General features: G+C 56.7%; 18 protein-coding genes. 5 read left to right on the top strand and 13 right to left on the bottom strand.

Annotation, left to right across the window (positions count from 1 at the left end):
* Positions 1 to 54: 54 nt before the first annotated feature.
* Both ACRCYW_RS15305 and ACRCYW_RS15300 read left to right on the top strand, forming a co-directional pair.
* A complete protein-coding gene (locus ACRCYW_RS15305; protein WP_438550960.1) occupies positions 55 to 996 on the top strand; it encodes a tyrosine-type recombinase/integrase in 942 nt (313 codons plus the stop codon).
* Between the two features lie 218 nt (positions 997 to 1,214).
* Positions 1,215 to 1,481, top strand: a complete 267-nt coding sequence (locus ACRCYW_RS15300) for a RepB family protein (protein WP_438550911.1) — start codon at positions 1,215 to 1,217, stop codon at positions 1,479 to 1,481.
* 255 nt (positions 1,482 to 1,736) lie between these two features.
* Here the strand turns inward: ACRCYW_RS15300 and rsmF are convergent, their stop codons facing one another.
* The 4 genes from rsmF to ACRCYW_RS15280 all read right to left on the bottom strand — a co-directional run bounded on the left by rsmF (position 1,737) and on the right by ACRCYW_RS15280 (position 7,146).
* Positions 1,737 to 3,167 carry a 16S rRNA (cytosine(1407)-C(5))-methyltransferase RsmF gene (gene rsmF, locus ACRCYW_RS15295; RefSeq protein ID WP_438550959.1) on the bottom strand — a complete coding sequence of 477 codons (1,431 nt, stop codon included), beginning with the start codon at positions 3,165 to 3,167 and terminating at the stop codon, positions 1,737 to 1,739.
* 138 nt (positions 3,168 to 3,305) lie between these two features.
* On the bottom strand, positions 3,306 to 5,858 hold the full coding sequence (locus ACRCYW_RS15290) for an MlaD family protein (RefSeq protein WP_438550910.1): 2,553 nt from the start codon (positions 5,856 to 5,858) through the stop codon (positions 3,306 to 3,308).
* Positions 5,859 to 5,915: 57 nt separating this feature from the next.
* Positions 5,916 to 6,524 (bottom strand): paraquat-inducible protein A, encoded by a 609-nt coding sequence (locus ACRCYW_RS15285; protein ID WP_438550909.1) that lies wholly within the window; start codon positions 6,522 to 6,524, stop codon positions 5,916 to 5,918.
* On the bottom strand, positions 6,502 to 7,146 hold the full coding sequence (locus ACRCYW_RS15280) for a paraquat-inducible protein A (protein ID WP_438550908.1): 645 nt from the start codon (positions 7,144 to 7,146) through the stop codon (positions 6,502 to 6,504). Before ACRCYW_RS15280 ends, ACRCYW_RS15285 begins: the two co-directional genes overlap by 23 nt.
* A 267-nt stretch (positions 7,147 to 7,413) precedes the next feature.
* On the opposite strand from ACRCYW_RS15280, the gene ACRCYW_RS15275 reads away from it, so the two are divergent.
* The 3 genes from ACRCYW_RS15275 (at position 7,414) to ACRCYW_RS15265 (ending at position 9,737) form a co-directional block, all read left to right on the top strand.
* The gene (locus ACRCYW_RS15275) at positions 7,414 to 7,722 is read left to right on the top strand and encodes a YebG family protein (RefSeq protein ID WP_438550907.1); all 309 of its coding nucleotides are present in this window, start codon (positions 7,414 to 7,416) and stop codon (positions 7,720 to 7,722) included.
* 268 nt (positions 7,723 to 7,990) lie between these two features.
* Positions 7,991 to 9,268: a tyrosine-type recombinase/integrase gene (locus ACRCYW_RS15270; protein ID WP_438550906.1), complete on the top strand. Its 1,278-nt coding sequence runs from the start codon at positions 7,991 to 7,993 to the stop codon at positions 9,266 to 9,268.
* 118 nt (positions 9,269 to 9,386) lie between these two features.
* The gene (locus ACRCYW_RS15265; protein ID WP_438550905.1) at positions 9,387 to 9,737 is read left to right on the top strand and encodes a DUF3653 domain-containing protein; all 351 of its coding nucleotides are present in this window, start codon (positions 9,387 to 9,389) and stop codon (positions 9,735 to 9,737) included.
* 393 nt (positions 9,738 to 10,130) lie between these two features.
* Here the strand turns inward: ACRCYW_RS15265 and ACRCYW_RS15260 are convergent, their stop codons facing one another.
* The 9 genes from ACRCYW_RS15260 to ACRCYW_RS15220 form a co-directional block, all read right to left on the bottom strand.
* Positions 10,131 to 10,685 (bottom strand): hypothetical protein, encoded by a 555-nt coding sequence (locus ACRCYW_RS15260; protein ID WP_438550904.1) that lies wholly within the window; start codon positions 10,683 to 10,685, stop codon positions 10,131 to 10,133.
* A 326-nt stretch (positions 10,686 to 11,011) separates the two neighbouring features.
* The gene (locus ACRCYW_RS15255; RefSeq protein ID WP_438550903.1) at positions 11,012 to 11,254 is read right to left on the bottom strand and encodes a hypothetical protein; all 243 of its coding nucleotides are present in this window, start codon (positions 11,252 to 11,254) and stop codon (positions 11,012 to 11,014) included.
* A 63-nt stretch (positions 11,255 to 11,317) separates the two neighbouring features.
* Complete coding sequence (locus ACRCYW_RS15250) at positions 11,318 to 12,520, bottom strand: zonular occludens toxin family protein (RefSeq protein ID WP_438550902.1); 1,203 nt, start codon at positions 12,518 to 12,520, stop codon at positions 11,318 to 11,320.
* A gap of 3 nt (positions 12,521 to 12,523) precedes the next feature.
* Positions 12,524 to 12,838, bottom strand: a complete 315-nt coding sequence (locus tag ACRCYW_RS15245; protein ID WP_438550901.1) for a DUF2523 family protein — start codon at positions 12,836 to 12,838, stop codon at positions 12,524 to 12,526.
* Between the two features lie 3 nt (positions 12,839 to 12,841).
* Positions 12,842 to 14,329, bottom strand: coding sequence for a hypothetical protein (locus ACRCYW_RS15240; protein WP_438550900.1), 1,488 nt, complete (start codon positions 14,327 to 14,329; stop codon positions 12,842 to 12,844).
* A 129-nt stretch (positions 14,330 to 14,458) separates the two neighbouring features.
* Positions 14,459 to 14,671: a Flexible pilin gene (locus ACRCYW_RS15235; protein WP_438550899.1), complete on the bottom strand. Its 213-nt coding sequence runs from the start codon at positions 14,669 to 14,671 to the stop codon at positions 14,459 to 14,461.
* Between the two features lie 302 nt (positions 14,672 to 14,973).
* Entirely contained in the window at positions 14,974 to 15,294 is a 321-nt protein-coding gene (locus ACRCYW_RS15230; protein ID WP_438550898.1) for a hypothetical protein, read from the bottom strand.
* Between the two features lie 26 nt (positions 15,295 to 15,320).
* Positions 15,321 to 16,817: a replication initiation factor domain-containing protein gene (locus tag ACRCYW_RS15225; RefSeq protein ID WP_438550897.1), complete on the bottom strand. Its 1,497-nt coding sequence runs from the start codon at positions 16,815 to 16,817 to the stop codon at positions 15,321 to 15,323.
* Positions 16,783 to 17,034: a hypothetical protein gene (locus tag ACRCYW_RS15220; protein WP_438550896.1), complete on the bottom strand. Its 252-nt coding sequence runs from the start codon at positions 17,032 to 17,034 to the stop codon at positions 16,783 to 16,785. Before ACRCYW_RS15220 ends, ACRCYW_RS15225 begins: the two co-directional genes overlap by 35 nt.
* Positions 17,035 to 17,075 lie beyond the last annotated feature (41 nt).

Here is a 17,075-nt window from a genome sequence, read left to right as displayed (position 1 = left end):
CAGTCATTGCAGAGCGTATTCGATCCCGGGCTCAATAGCCGGGCCCGCCGCTTCCTGCGCAGTGCCAAATCGGACTCGACCCTCAATGCCTATGAGGCGGATACCCGCATCTTCGTCTACTGGTGTCAGCTGCAGCGGCTGGATCCGCTGCAAAGCACCCATCACGACATCATGAACTTCCTGGCGGATCAGGCGGACGGCATTCTCGCCGATTGGGTATGGCTGGATAAGGAGGCGGGGAAGGGGGAGCTTCGCAACGGCGAACCGCGCAAACCCGCAACCCTGGTACGGCGCCTCGCCGGCATTCGCTATGCCTTCAAGCAGAAAGGCATTCACCCCATGCCGACGGAGCACGCGGAGATCAAGGAGATGATGCGCGGCATAGTGCGCCTCGGCGACAATCGCAAGCGCAAGACCGGGGCCCTGACCCTGCAACCCCTGTCCCGGGTGCTGGATGAGATAGACACCAGCAACCTCGCAGGCTTGCGGGATCACACCCTGCTGCTGCTGATGTTCAGCGGCGCCCTGCGTCGCTCGGAGGCAGCCCGCATCGAGGTCAGTGATCTCGACTTCGTGGGGCAGGGGATCCGCCTTCGCCTCAAACCGAGCAAGCATCAGCTACACGAGACCGAGATTGCCCTCATTCCAGGCAAACATTATTGCCCGGTGGCGGCGCTGCAACACTGGCTCAAGAAGAGCCGGATCGACGAGGGGCCGCTGTTTCGACGCATGAACCGCTGGGGGCAGCTGATGCCGGACGCCCTGGGTCCGCAGGGCATCAACCTGATGATCAAGCGGCGCACCGGCCAGGTCATCGACGATCTCTATGTCAGTGGCCACAGCCTGCGGCGCGGATTTATCACTTCGGCGGTCACCGCCGGCAAACCCATGAACAAGATCATCGAGGTGACCCGGCACAAGGACATGCGCACCCTGCAGGAGTACTTCGACGATGCCAACAAGTTCTCCGATCACGCACTCGATGGTCTGCTTTAATAAAACCGCGTCACTCATTTATTTATGTTAAATTACATCTTGTTGATCTGATGATATATTTAGCCGTCTCCCTTTACTGCCACAACCTCCTCCCAAGATAGGAGGAAAACAGGGCAGGGGAAGCGTCTCTCAAAATGATCAGCATGCCAGTGAGAGATAACATTCCCGAAAACAGGATCTTTCAAGGTCATATGAGCCAGAAAAATACGCCAGAAAAAATGCATTCAGAGCCTCAGGACAACGCCGAGCGCCAGCGCCAACACGTGAAGCGCAAGCAGGAGAGTCACAGCCGGTTGCAGTGCTGGATAAGCAATCGCCACGCCGAGCGGCTGCATGAACTCGGCCTACATCTGGAAGACAGTCAGGCATCCCTCATCGAGCAGGCGATCGACCTGCTCTATCAACATGAGCTGGTACCCCAGTATGTTGAAGCACGTCATGACGAAAATCGTGAAGAGCCATCGCAAGCCGATACCATCGACTGAGCAGACCGATCAAATCGCAGGGATAAAAAAAGCCAGGTACGAATTCCTTGTACCTGGCATAGGGGAATTGGCTCCTTGCAGAGCCGTGCGCTAACTGGTGTACAGATAGCCTTAAGCGTAGACAAGGCCGGGGGCATTTCAAGATCTGAGTAAAAGTTCAACCAGAGTGGAGGTTTTTAAGACTCGTTCAGGTTTAGAGCCTCCCCTCTACTCTACGTCTGCCCCGTTGAGCGGCTCCTCTCTTGCGTCGTCGCCTCAGACGTTGAACAGGTTGTTGTCACGCACCAGCTCACGGGGGAGGGCATTCTTGACCCGACGGCCGACCCATTTCCCCATGCCGAGCGGCTGCCCCTGATAGCGGACGATCACCTCGCCGGAGCCTGCTTCCTGCTCCGGCCAGACGTCCCGTCCCATCATGTACTCCCGCGCGTTGGCGGCATCCAGTTCGACCACGCCCCGGGTCGCCGCACCGCCATAGGCCAGCGCCCACTCGTGGGTCAGCCGATACCCCTTCTTGAAGGTCTCCGCCAGCTTGATGCCGATACGATCGAAGCGCAGCTTGCCCTGCACCCGTTCGAACAGCTCGGGAAAGAGCCAGATCTCGTCGTTGCGGCCATAGAGCACACCGCGGGGCGCCACCCCGAAGTTCCCTTCGATCTCTCGCACCATGGGTTCGCTCTCTTTGGCCGGCAGCGGCAGATAGGGGAACTTGCCTAGCTTGCCCGGTTTGAACATGGTGTTGGCCACGGAGTGGTGCTTGCGCAGGCGAGCGACGAAGAAGCCTTCGCTGTCGAAGATCTGGGGCCAGACATGCAGATAGCCCTCTTGCGTGCAGGCCTGCTCGGCGCCCGGGAAGAGATCCGCCAGGGAGTCAAAGCTCAGGGCATCGCCGAACTTGTCCAGCAGGGACTGGCAGATGGCCTGGTTCTCCTGCGAGCTTAGGGTACAGGTGGAGTAGACCAGCACGCCACCGGGTTTGAGGGCATGGAAGGCGCTCTCCAACAAGCCTGCCTGCACGGCCGCGATCTCATCGATGCTCTCCAGGCTCCAGTTGCGCAGGGCATCTTCGTCCTTGCGCACCGTCCCTTCCCCCGAGCAGGGGGCGTCCAGCAGAATGGCGTCGAAGGTCTCCGGCAACCACTGGCCGAACACCTTGGCATCGAAGTGGGTCATGCCGACGTTGGTCACACCGCAGCGCTGGATATTGGCGCTCAGCACCTTGAGCCGGCTGCTGGAGTATTCGTTCGCAACCAGCATCCCCTGGTTATCCATCAGTGCCGCTATCTGGGTGGTCTTGGAGCCCGGCGCAGCCGCCGCGTCCAGCAGCATGCCGTCCCGCTTGACCTGGTCGCTGGCAAAGAGCGCCGTCACCGGCAGCATGGAGCTCGCCTCCTGGATGTAGAAGAGGCCGCTCAGATGCTCGGCGGTATTGCCAAGGGGCACGCTCTCATCCTCCCGGCTGAGCCAGAAACCGGTATCGCACCAGGGCACGGGATCCAGCTGCCAACCCAGCCCCCGCATCTTGGTGGCAAAGTCCTGAACGCCGATCTTCAGGGTATTGACCCGGATGCTGCGACGCAGCGGGCGCCGGCAGCTCGCCACGAACTCGTCCATGGAGAGGTGAGCCGGCATGATGGCGGCGATATGGCTCAGGAAGTGATCGGGGAGGTAGGTGTTGTCGTGCACGGTGCAATCTCGCAGACCCAAAATAAGGGGCGACATCTTATCACAGGGTGTGCTCCTCCTTCAGGCCACTTTCACTATGGGGCTTACACACGACCAATAAAAAACCGGCCAAGGGCCGGTTTTTTGCTCGCTGAGAGGTCAAGGCTGGATGCGGGGGCTCCACTCCAGCCACTCCTTCTCCGCCTTGCCATAAAGGAGATAGCTGTGACCCCCCTTGACGGTGGGGCCCATCTCCCGCTCCGGGGTGTTGAAGGCAATGCCGCCCGCCAGCAGGCTCTGCACCGTCTCCACCTCTATGGTGCCGCCGGTGAGGCCGATGTCGGCCTTGACGCCGGAGACATTCCAGAAACGGCTGTTGGCCCGCACCAGATGGGCATACTCCCTGTCGATGCTCACGTCGATCAGCACCTCGCTGCCATCCCGGGCCAGGGCTACCTTAGTCACGCTGCCCACCACGAGCTTGCGAAACAGCAGGGGGCTGCCGACGCTGATCCCGCTGACGGAGGGGCTCTTCAAGGTCAGGGCCAACCCGGTGGGGCCGCTCTGGCTCAGGGGGAAACGCTCCTTGCCGGCACCCTGACCCGGGCTCGCCTCGACGAAGGATCCCTTGATCAGGGTGTCGAGGTGGGAGACGCCACCCAGCCCCAGCTTGGCTTGCACCAGGGTGAAACGGGCGCCGGATTGCAGGAAGCGATCGGCATATTGGTTGTCGAGCTCGGCCTTGAAGCTCACCTGACCGAGGGAGGGATCCAGCAAAACCTGCTCAATCTTGCCGATGTCCACACCCCGATAGCGGATGGGGCTGCCAACTCCGAGACCCGGGTTGGTGTCTGCCACCAGGGTCAGGGTGCGCACCTGGGTTTGAGCCTGTTCCTTGCTGTCAAACAGCTGATGGCTGCTGCGGCCGGTGCCGAGGCGGTCGAACTCGATGGCGCCCCGCAGCAGGGTGGCGAGGTTGCCCATCTTGACCTGCACCCCGTCGAGCCGGATCTTGCCGTCGATGGCCGCCTTCTTCCAGAACTGGGGCTGCTGCTTGAGCAGGGGGGCATAAGTGGCATCAATCTCGAGGGCAATTTCGACCCCCTTGGCGTCCGCCTTGAGCGCCTTGACCCGCCCGGCCTCCAGCCCCAGGTAGAACACGGGGGAGCCGATGCCGACCCCGTCGGCCTGCTCGGCACGGAGCAGCCAGCGTTGTGGCTTGGCGTGACGCGTACCGAGCAGGGCCAGCTCCTCGCTGGGATAGAGTCTGTCGATCCGCTCGCCCGCCGGCGCCTGAACGAGTTTGACGCCCCCCCCGAGCCAGGCGCTGGCCGGGCTGGTATCGACCTTGATCCCCGCGAGGCTCGCATCGATCTGCAGGGGAGAGGCCCGGTAGAAGCGGGCCCGGTTCAACAGGTGGCGATAGGCTTCCTCCACCCGAAGCGCTACCCTGGCGTTACCGCTCGCATCCAGACTGAGGGGGCCCACCTGACCTATCTGCAACCCCTTGAACCAGAGCGGGACTCCCTCGCTCAAGCCGGCGAGATCGTCGGCCTGCAGAGTCAGGGGGATGCCGCCCACTTGCCCCTGGCTCTCCAGGGTCATGGCCTTGACCCGATCGCCGGCCACGTAATCGAGACGAATGGCGGGGCCGGCCAGCAGGCGATCCGCATGCTTGAGGCCGGAGGGGGAGAGGGAGATCGCCTCCCACACCAAGCGGCTCTTGCCGGTCACCCGAAATGCCTGCTCCGGGTTGATCAGCGCCGTCACCACCCGGCCATACTCGGTCAGGCGAATGGGATCGATGCGGCCGATCTCGATGCCCTCGAACAGGATGGGCATCCCTTCCTTGATGGGCAGGCTGCCTGCCTGGATCTCGATGCGCTCCCCTCGGGCCGCCTCGGCCAGGCCCTTGTAGAGCACAAAGGTTTGGCCCTTCTGCGCCACCTGGGACTCCTTGGGGGAGTCAAACGCTATGCCGCCGCTCAGTATGGAGGTGAGGCTCCCGGCTTCCACCTTGACTCCCTCCAGGCTGAAGGAGCCCTTGATGCCGCTGATATTCCAGAAACGGGTGTCGGTCTTGATGAGGTGTTCGAAGCGAGGCTCGATCACCAGATCCAGGATCACGTTCTGGTTCTCCTCGCCGAGACGGGTATTAATGACGCTGCCCACCTCGATGCCGCGGAAATAGATCTTGGCACCGATGCCGACCGACCCGAGTGAATCGGCGGTCAGGTGCAGGGTGCGCCCCTGGGCCTGATAGCCGGGGGGAGGGCCGTCCAGGGCATCGAACTCATCCTCCAGCGGGTTGTTCTCCCGCCCGGGCTGCAGGTTGATGTAGTTGCCGGAGACCAGGGTATCGAGGCCGGAGATCTCGGTGAGGGACGCTTTGGGGCTCACCAGCCAGAAATCGGAGCCCTTGCGAATGAGGGAACGGGCACGGCTGTCCACCTTGGCCAGCACGGCTATCTTGCGACCGTCGGCCGCCAGCTCCAGATCCTGCACGACGCCGATGGCCACCCCCTGATAGCGCAGCTGGGTCTTGCCCGGCAAGATGCCGTTGCCCTGGGCGAAGTTGATGCGAATGAGCTGACCGCTGTTGGTCCACTGCTGGTAGAGAAAGCCCCCCGCCAGCAGCAGTGCGATCACGGGCAATAACCAGACTGGAGATAACCAGCGGTGTTTCTCAATGACGGGTTCAGCCCCGACCATACCGACTCCTTACATGGGCCGTGGTACACGGCACCTCAGATACAGACGAAAAATAGACTAGCGAGACGCCTTGTCCCACAGCAAACGGGTATCCAGCATCCGCGCCGACATCATGGTGAGCACCACCACGCCGGCGAAGGCGGTGGCCCCCGGGCCGGCCCGCACGTTCAGCAAGACCCCCCGATCCACCAGAGCCACCATCAGCGAGATGACGAAGAGATCCAGCATGGACCAGCGACCGATGAAATCGATGATCCGATACATGATGAGCTGGCGCTTGCGCCGCACCGGCTTGGCCCGCTGCAACTGCCAGCAGATCCAGCCCAGCCCCAGGATCTTGCCGATGGGAACTATGATGCTCGCGGTCAGCACTATGGTGGCGATGCCTGACATCTTGCTGCGGTAGAGCGCCATGATACCGCTGAAGATGGTATCTGACTGCAATAACCCCTTGTTGTAGAAGTGGGTGATGGGCAAGAGATTCGCGGGCAGCAACATGAAGGTCGCGAGCGCCAGCAGGCCCCAGGACCAGGCGAGGGAGCGGGGGATCCGCATCTGCAGATGACTGTGACAACGGGGGCAGCTTGCGCCCGGCTGATAACGCACCAGCAGGCCGCAGGTGTGGCAGCGGCAGAGCCCCAGCTCACGGGCGCTGGTCTGGCTCATGGTCAGGCTCCTGTGAGGGGGTGTTAAGGGGGATCTTCTCCCAGTAGGGGGAGGGATCAAACAGAATAAGCAGCGTCATGTTGAGCAACATCAGGATCCCGAGGCTCAGCAGACCGCCTCCCAACCGCACGTCGGCGATGTCGATGAGCTTGAACAGGGCGACCAGCAGGCTGACGATATAGACCTCCAGCATGGCCCAGTGGCGAAACACCTCCACCGCCCTGAGGGTCGGCGCCAGTATGTGCCAGCGCTTGGCAAGGCCGGAGGCGAGGGCAAAGATCCCGAGCAAGAGACCCGTGGGCGCCAGGGCGGCGCACCAAAGCACCAGCCCCGCCACCCAGAATTCGTTCTCCCCCAGCAGCACCAGTATCCCTTTGACCAGGTTGGCGTCCGAGTTGACACCCGCCAGGCGCAGGTAGAGGAGGGGCTCAAAGAAGGCTGACGGCAACAACAACAGCCCGGTGATGGTGAGCGCCATCAATTGGGAGGAGCGAAAGGCATAGCGCCCGTACAGATGCTGATGACAACGGGGGCAGTGGGCGTGACGGCGCAGCGGCAATAACTTGCGTTCGATCAGCAAGTCGCAGGCCGGGCAGACGATCACGGAGCGGGTATCCGACATACGATTCAACCTGTTGAAGGAATTGACAAAATTTACCCTAAAACCGGCCAGCTGTCTTGCCCTGGCGAGGGCCGGCACCAAGAAAAGTGTGTCATCATGTTGCGCGCCGATAATGGCTTGCGGGCGCTAACCTGCCTTGCTTTACCATCCCCTGGCTTTAACACTGTGGCGGCTTTGCTCCTCGCCGGTGCCTTCGACGGCTAGCCGTTTGCAATACTGTATATCCATACATATAATTATCCTCACTACCATGAGGAGGACGCCAGTATGGCCGTTGAGATCAAGTATGTTGTGGTGCGTGGGGGAGTGGAGAAGATGACCTTTGCCAGCAAGAAAGAGGCGGATGCCTATGACAAGCTGCTGGATACCGCCGATGAGCTGATGACCTTGCTCGCCGGCGCGCCGGTTGAGCTGGCTCCCGAGCAGCAAGAGGGGTTGGCCTTCTACCTGGCCGAGCAGCGGGATCTGCTGCAAAGCGTCTTGCGGGGGGGGAAAGGGCAGGGGATCCCACCCAGAGAAGAGAAAACCGAGGCCACTGACAAGCCCAAGGGAAAGTCGCTCAAGAGCGTGGCCTGAGGGGAGGGTGCGCGAAGACTGGCAACATCAGAACAAACGCGCCCCATTCATAAAATAAGACTTTTAATTCACTTTTCTCGGTATTTACCCCGAGAATTTTCCAACCAGGCTGCATATCCATTGAATAAATGAAAAGCTCGGCGATGGATAGGCTGCCAGGCAGCACAGGTGTCCATCCCGCCATTCTGGGCAATGATGCCGATAACCCCATTTATCGGCATCAGGTTTGGGCCATCTCACACCTTTTTTCACAACCATAAGCACCGCCATGACTCATCCGTCTCTGCCACCCGCCATGCCACTGTTCGATAGCCTGCTCCATCTGGAGGCGGGCAACCCCCTGGTCAACCAGTATCTGGCCAATCTCAGCCTGGGGGATGTACCGGATGCGGGGCTCGTCTACGAGCTGGCCGTCGACTGGCTGTTGGAGCAACGCCACAACGAGAACAACTACAAGACCTATCGCAGCGAACTGACCACCTTTTTTCACTGGTGTTTCGCCGAGATGGCCATCAGTCCCAAGAATCTCACCCGGCGCATCATGATGCGCTACCTCGACTACTGCCAGTCACCACCACAGGAATTGATCGCTTACCGAAATGTTGCCCAGTTCGTGCAGGACAAGGAGTGGGGAGAACGGCTGCCCAACCCCCAGTGGCGGCCATTTCTGGGCAAGCGGGATCTGGGTCGCGAGCTGCCATACCGCCTGAGCGAACAAGCCATGAAGACCAAGCTCGCCATCCTCTCGAGCTTCTTTCAATTCCTCGTCCAGGAAGAGTATATGGACCGCAATCCCGCCTTGTTGCTGCAACGGGTCAATCGCCCCGTGCAGCCATTGCTGGAGGAGCAGAGCCAATCCTTTACCGAGTTGCAGTGGGCCTATGTGATGCAGGCGGCCGAGCAACTCGCCAGCGAAAACCCGGCCCAGCACGAGCGCAGCCGTTTTCTCATCTGCCTGATGTACGCCTGTTATCTGCGGATCTCCGAGGTGGCGGCCAGACCCGGCTTCAGTCCCGTCATGGGTCAGTTCCGCCGCGACGGCAAGACGGGCGTCTGGGGCTATTTCATCCCGCGCAGCAAGGGTGGCAAACGGCGCACCGTGGCGGTCTCCCAGGCTTTGCTGGATGCGCTGAAACGCTATCGCACCTTCCTAGGATTATCACCCTTGCCGGCGCCCAACGAGCAGACGCCGCTCTTCATACGCCACAAGGCCGCGGCCCACGGTCGAGAGCAAGGCGAGCTCAATGCCAACCTCGGGATCCGCCAATTACGGGAGCTGGTGATGGCGGTGCTCGAGCAGGCGGCCAATCTGGCCGAACAGGATGGCTTTGCCCAGGATGCCGCCGAGATGCGCAGCCTGACGCCACACTCCATCCGCCACACCGGCATCACCCACGACATCAACTTGAACGGCAGACCGCTGTCCCACGTACAAGCCGATGCGGGTCACGACAGCATAGACACCACCTCCAAATACCTGCATACCGGCCACAGCGAACGCCACGAGAGTGCCAACCACAAACCTCTGGACCATCTGCACGAATGAGCCATCCATAACAAACCACTAAAACCGCGCATAATGTCCGGTTTTGTTAAATGCCCATCTGAAACCTGCCGATAAGCCAGCCCACGCAATTTTGCTGGTTTATCAGGTATTTACTTGGATGGAACGAGAGTTGACCAAAAACTTCATTTTTCGCTGGTTCGAGTGCGGTTTATCTGAGGAAGAGACGGCAAATTTATGTTTCGTTTCTGTGAGGCAAGTCACGAATTGGGATAAGGGTAAAGAGATCCCACCTGTCTGTAAGCGGCTAATGCGGATGGCATCGGGGCGGGAGCTGCCCACCATCTTCAAAGCCTGGGAAGGCTGGCGGATGAAGAATGACTGCCTTGTTGCACCTAACGGCGTGACGTACGACAGGCGAAGGATCGAGGCGATGGCCGTCATCCAGGCGGAGAGATCAGAACGACAGATGGTAGCTTTCTACTGGAGGAAGAAGTTGGGCATTAACTAGACAGGGGAGGGGGCGCAAGCCCCCTTTTCTTATCTGGTATGGCAAGGCTTACAGCAGAAAAAGCACCCGTCTGCTGTTGGAAAACTCACTTTCGCCGCAGCCACCGCAGTGTCGCAATGATCGTGAAAACCTAGGTTAGCAAGGTCAGTCACTGGATCCTTCATCTTGCGCAGCTGGTCACAGTAAGCAGCATGCACTTCATGATCACCATTTTCCTCGGGATTTTTGTTCACAAAGTAGAAAAGTGCCACAACAACCCCCTTATAGTTAATGGAGTCAATAAGTTACTACAGCATAGAACAAACCACTAAAGATGTGATCCAGGGTGCCAGTAGGCTCTGTGCAAGGAATTCCCCCCGTATTACTACACGGGGGGGTGGTTGCCAAGCACATCTAGCCTAACTGTGTTAGCAACATCTCATGAATAGATAAAAAGAAGAAATATAGGATGGTTAAAACACCAAGCAATCCAAATGCTACCGTGGGAATGAATGAATAAATCCAAACTTTACTGTCGAGAGCGCTATATTTGTTTGCATGCTGGTTGATACCTTCAACTAAATTCTCACCTCTCTCGTTAATTAAAGAAATTGTTTTCTTAAAGTGAATATTATTATGCGCCATTTTAAACACTTCGTAGAGAACAAAAATAGTTAGTGAGATCCCAATGAAAAACGAGGAGAGAACAAGTCCAAAAGGTGCAATATGATCCTTTACAATAGAAAGCAGCCCAAAAAAACCGGCATAACCGGCGAGTGTAATCAAGTTGGTATATGTGGCCGCGCTTGACCATGCGCTGCAGTATATTGTTTTAAGTCCCTCAATGTGCTGCGCTCTTTGTCGCGCTTCCTCCTCCTGTTGAAGAAGTATAATTTGCTTCTGTAAGTAAATTTGATTTTCATGTATTTTAATAAAAACCGAATCAAAATCACTAGTCCTACTATCCATTTACTCCCCCTAAAATTAACATGGCAATAATTGAATTTATGTTCACGGCTTAATTATATAAAATAATCTCTGATCAGTTCTATTCACAGTAGCGCTGCAGCGTTTACCTCCTTCTGAGCCAGAATACCTCAAAAGCCGGTTTAGCAGGGAAGGGGATATTGCCGCGTAGACGCTCAATGTCGTGAATCACCCTGGGGAGGCGGACACTTGAGGGGCATAGGTCCTCGGGACGCAAGCGCCCTCCGGCAAGGCGTTGATCATGGTTCGCGCAGCTCACCATATGCTGATGGGCTGCGGCAGATTATGGGTGCCCAACTTCCTGGAAGTCAGCGGCCATTCTTGAGACGAGCGGCAGCAGCACGGCGTTTAGCGCGACAGTGGTGTTGCCACATCATCTCTAGCTCCATGATGTAGCCCCCAAAGAGCCAGAGCAGGGGAAGCAGTGAGAACAGCGCCACCAGGGCAAAGCAGACCCAGCGCACCTCGTCGGAATACTCAGCATTCATCCCCAGAGCGACCAGGATGGCAATATCCAGGCAAACAACGATAACACCCAGCACCATATTCATTCTGAAACCCCTGCCTTTAACATAAGAAACCCAGTATCGCGGTAGCAATATTCGACCACCTTGTCATGTCCGGTCATCATTGGGTGCCGCCTTATTATCCCGACCCGCGAAGAGGGCGGAGTTGACCCGTTTGCGCAGTGCATCCCCGTCAGGGTCGCAGTACACATCCACGGGTTGCCCCTGGTACTGGATCACCGCATGGCAGGCCGTCATCGGCTTCAAATCGACGAAGTATTGTGGCCACTCCTCAGCATAGATGGCTTGCTCGTCGTCGCCCTTGCGCAGGGCAAAGCAGTATTCGACGCTGTAGACATCTCGGCTGCTCTTGGTGAGCACATGGCAGTTAATGATGAGGCGATAACCCGCGAACGGGCCTACAGCAAGGACGCCATCAGCAGACGCAGCAGGAGCGCCGCTAGGACGTACATCAGCAGTGGGCGAAGCACCCACCGCCCCAGGAGCCTCAGAAGCGGCAGGAGAGGGCGCAGGGGCCTTAGCAGGAGCATCAACATATTCAGGCTTGATGAAGCCAAAGTATAAACAGAGTCCCCACACCGCCAGAATAAAGAGAACTTTAGGATCTCGCAGTACCGAGCTGCCTGCGATTGTATCCGAGACTTTACCGGTTGTAGTCGAGTCATAAAGTTTGAAAACATATTTAGGCACCTTGTTGAATGGCTTGGCCTGCAGCACATCTGAAATAGAGCTGCCGGAGTTATCGGAGAGGTGAAGCACGGTCTTATAACGGCCACCAATCCCCAGCACTGCCATATTGGTGTGACGAATGGCTGTCTCGGCAGCTGCGCGGATTACCTGGTGAACCTTTTTGATGTTCGGAGTCGTTAATACAAAGTCCCAGTTATGGTGACGGTGCATATCAAAGGCCACCTCAATGGTCTCCGGTCGGCCTTCTTCCTTGGCTTTATCCGGCCCTCCAGGAAAAGCGAGTGCATCCAAATCGCTCTGGCGCCAGGCAGGCGGAAATACTCGCTGCACTTCATCGACCAGGAAGAATGCCCCCTTGGGTGCCCAGTGATAGAACCTTGCCAAACGGTCGCGGCCTTCCTGGGATTCCGTCTCGATATAGAGCACCTCAAAGCTATCCGGCACCTCTTTGCCGAGTACCTCACGGCAACGCTCTACCGAGAAGCCCCGCACGTTGGTAACGATAAAGCGGCCTGCCTTGATAGCCGGGATCACATCGGTATGAATGGCCCCGGAGGACTTATAAGAACCAGGGGCGCCGTGGTGGATTTTAATGGACATGGATCACCACCCCATAATATTGAGCAAGAGGCGGGTCACAAACGCCTGTGTAATCACCGACAAGCCTTTGTCCAGGTGCAGATAGAGCAATATGTCTCGCACATCGCTCGGTAGGTTATTAAAGGACTGCGAGATCAAGTCGCTGAATTGCAGGTTAATCAAGATTTCCCTGGCAACGTCCCAAGAAAACATCAGCATAAACAATTTGAACTCAACCCACTGGATCGCCAGCTTAACCGCAATCCAGGCAGTTACCTGGACAGCAAGGTTATAAATGTCATTGAATAACCCGCTAAACAAATCGCCTAACCACTCCATGATTTATCTCCTGGCAACAATCATCAATGCGAGAAAGTAAAATACGAACATCATGATGGCCGCTAACGCTTCCCAATAGCCGCCCACCGATGGACACACCGAATAGGATTTACCGAATAGTGAATACAGCTCGAAGCATTTGGGCACCGAACCTGAACCGCTCAAATCGAATTTGAATATCTCGGCAACTTCATCCTTTATCGCCTTGTATTTATCCTTAAGCTCTTCCTTTTTATCATCATACTGTTTATTTATATTGCCCAAGTCAAAGGCGCAATTATCACCTTCCTGGCACAAGCCGGATTCATACTCGGCGCCCGCCACCTGTAATGGATTACCCGCTGCACCTGGCATTTTTGAGTAATCAATATCCCCACCGCCTTCACCACCAGAAGAACCGCCAGATTTAAGCGCTTCTTTGATGTCAATTAGATGGCCATTGACACCATTCAGACCAAGCTGTGACGTCATTGCAGCCATGTTTTGAGCCATAGAGCTGGTCGAACGGTCAATGTTTTGAGTACCGCCAAAATAATCCCTATCTAAACGCCCAAACGCTTCACCGAATTTATTATCCCAGTATGCCTGCCCCAGACCGCCACCGGATGAACCACCATCACCTCCGCCAATACCGCCATTCTTGATAGCATCGGCAATACTCTTAACATTACGGTTCATTTCAATGCTGTTATTTCTCAAGTCCGGCATCACATAGGTATAAAGATTATGTATATCACTGGCAGCCTCATGCACTCGATCTTTCATCGACAAAACATCATATGACAAGCCTCTCAACTGAGCCATCATGCTAAAGCCACCGCTATTCTCAGCGAAATTTTGGCCAAACATATCAATATGGAGCTGGCTCAGTTCGTTATATATTTTTGAATCACCGTCACCAGGAGAGCCCGAACCGCCAGAATTAAGTGCATCCAGCACCGACTTGAAATTTGCATCCAGCTTATCCGATGACTCTATCGCTTTATCTGAAAGAAACTTTAAGTGAAAAGCCATCTTATCCGTGTTTTCCTGGATGGATATGGCATGAGTGTTTAAGTCAAAAGAATTACGCCTAATATCGCCAATGCCAGACTTTATCCACCAAGATTCATTTAGTAAGGAATTAAAGCCAGAGGAAATATTGGTAATATTGCTGCCACCAATATTCATTTCGCCGACGAGCTTGGGCGGCGTGCTGAATCCCCCATTACCAGGATTTGGCGTTTCACCACCACCTTCTCCTTCACCGCCACCTTCACTGCCACCTTCACTGCCACCGAGCTTGCATTCACTCCCCGTTGTCTGAATGGGGCCCTTGGTGCCCGCCCCAGGGATCTCGACACACACATCCGGACAAGCCACAGCACAACCACCCAGGCTGGATGACTCCCATTTAACGCAGAACGGCAGCTCAACGCTTATCGGCACATTAGACAGCTGAAGGCCCATTGGACAGCTCGCCAGCGCGCTCAGCGGCACCAGGAGCAGCAAATAAAGAACTCTCACACGACCCCCAATAAAAAAGGCGACCGAAGCCGCCTTGTGTCATATCGAAAACGATGATCTGTAGCCTTCGACAAAGAACAAAAACCACAGCGTCCCGATGAGCAGGGACATGGCTTAGGCCTTGCGGATAAGTCCGAGGAGGATAACGCAGCCCACCACAGAGGCGACGACCATCATCACCTTGGGAGCTGTCATATCCACATCGGATTTAGCCGCATCCAGAGCAGCCCCGGCAGCGGCAGCGATACCGCCATCAGCAGCATTGGCACCCATTGCAGCCACGGAGCCCGCCAGGGCGATACAGCCATTACGGAAATAATTTTGCATTTTCGTTTATCCTCTTTTTGCACCTACGATTATTCGGGCAATTGCGCCCACTTTTAAACCTAAAGCCCATATAACAATGCCAGAGCTAAAGGCTATTCCTACCTCCGTCATATCAAACTGAAACCAGTTGGATATATCGGTGAGTTTGGAATGCTCCTGAATCGTCAGGAGCACATATTGACAGTTATCCGGCTGAGCGAGTCTGGTATATCCCTCAGCGGTGATATCTAAACAGAGCATATTCTCGCGCTCTCGTCGTCGGTCGCTGCGCGCCCTCGCTCCTCCTCCTCGCGCGCCGCGTATTAGAGGGGTTTCTTGGTTGCCTGGAAGGCCACTACCACGTTGCGGGTCGGATTACTGGGGTCGGCTTCCAGGACAAGATCCACGGCCACCAATTTCGGGCAGTCGGACAGATCTTTAATGGTGGCGGCGTCATTGCGCAGCGCCAATTGGCGAACCTCATAGCCCCAGGAGGTGATATTGCATTCCGGCTTGTTGACATTATTCGCCGGAGCCAGATATTCCACCTGGGCGAAATCATAGGGCACTGGAGAGCCAGACTTACGGGATACACCATAACCATGGGTCACACGAGTGACCAGAACACCGGACAGAATAGACATGTTATTTCCTCGTTGAAGAACCTTGTTTAGGTCGATAGCAGCATATAGTCACCCGATATAATATCGGGCGGTAATGGCATTCTTAACCGCGCGGGAATATCCAACGGTTCCAGGTGCGCTGTTAATTGGTTAACGATCTTGTCTGGGGATAGCCCCTCAATATTCGCTAACCAATTGACAAGGCGGCCCGCCATTCTCGACATATTGAACACCGCATTATCCCGCGAAGTTTTAAAGCGGTTTTTAAAGGTGGTGATGCGGATAGGCTCATTCTCTACCTGGGCGATTTGCTCCAACCAGGACGCAAATTGCGGATACATGCCCGCGAAATAGGGATCAGGGTTTATCAGCACATCCAGGGGAATGACGCGATCCTTATTGTGCAGCTCGCCTTCGGCCCGCACCCAATTCGGGAAATCCGCCGACTGCATCTGTTTGCCTTTCTCATAGATGCGGGCGCACTTGCCATTGATGCGACTGCCCACGTAGAAGGAGCAGCCCTTGGAGGGCTTGAGGCCGTAGCGTTTGACGATGCCCTTGGCAACCTCGACGGGCACGAACTCGCCGGACTCGATGGCCATCCAGCAGGGCGCCTTGCCCCGTTGCGGATGGAACTGGCCCGCCTTGGCCGACTCGACCGCTTCCAGGTAAGAAATGGTCTCTCCCTGGTAATCGTCCAGGGCGAGATCCACCCGAGTTATGCGAATACCAGGAACGTGAGAGATAACATCGTGCAAAGCCTGGAGATCCAGGGCGGCACAACCCACGCCGGAAAAACTCACCATGCAGCCATGGTTAGCCGCACCCCAACCGATGAGGCCACAGGGCAATCCATCACACAGCAGGTCGGCCGAGTGGGCGTAACCGTGCAGACCGGAGCGGCGATCCCGTTTGCTGAATCGCGGGGCAGGGATGGGCACCCCAATCCGTTGGTTCAACTCTTCCAGCCAGAGATCGATCTCGGCGCAGCAGAGGGCATCCAGGAACTGGACACCGTAGCTGTCGATCATGTCGTTGTAGGTCTGCCAGTATTTCGCATCGGGCACCACCTCGAATTCGGAGAAGTCGAGGAGGGCAGTGCAGACGCTTTTCAGCTCGTTGCGCATGTCGGCGCGGGACTTGTAACCGGAGTGCAGGGCACGCTCCATCATTTCCGTCATGGAGGGCGTACACACAGGGGAGGGGGCGGGCACCGCCAGCGGCTTGGGCGCGACCTTCTCGCACAGGCGCTCGCTCACCTTGTCGAAGTGGGCGAGGGGGTTGAAGCCGGCAGGGCGCTTCCAGAGGTAGCGCAGGCCATCGACCGGCAAGGCGGAGAAGGCGGCCTGGATAGCCTTGTTGCTGGTCTCAAAGCGCGGGATGGCCTTGAGCAGTGCGCCTTGCTTGGCCAAGTCGGTCATCCGGCGCAATTCTTCGGGTGCCCAGGTAAAGGACAGATAGTCGATCAGGGTTTTGTTGCCGATAACCCCATTTATCGGCATCACGGAGCTATGACCAGTCATCAAAGAACACTCCCTGGTCATAGAAGCCTTGCCAGGTCTCTTCGGTGACCTCGACCAGCTCAAAGGCGGTATCGGGGTACGTCATGACCAGGTAGATCCGCAGCTCGTGCAGGTCGCGGAACATCTCGACTTGACCCGCCACACACGCGGAAATGTCGCCCGTGGGCTCATCCTGCCAATAGACCTTGCGCTCCTGGAACGCAGGCAAATCAGTGTTCTGTGGGCTAAAGTAGGTCATGGCTTATGTACTTAACTAGTTACTTAAGTGGATTGAATCAT

This window comes from Aeromonas sp., from assembly GCF_051657805.1.
Lineage (GTDB): Bacteria > Pseudomonadota > Gammaproteobacteria > Enterobacterales > Aeromonadaceae > Aeromonas.
Note: the sequence above shows the minus strand (reverse complement) of the source record. Positions and strands in the feature narration are given on the sequence as shown.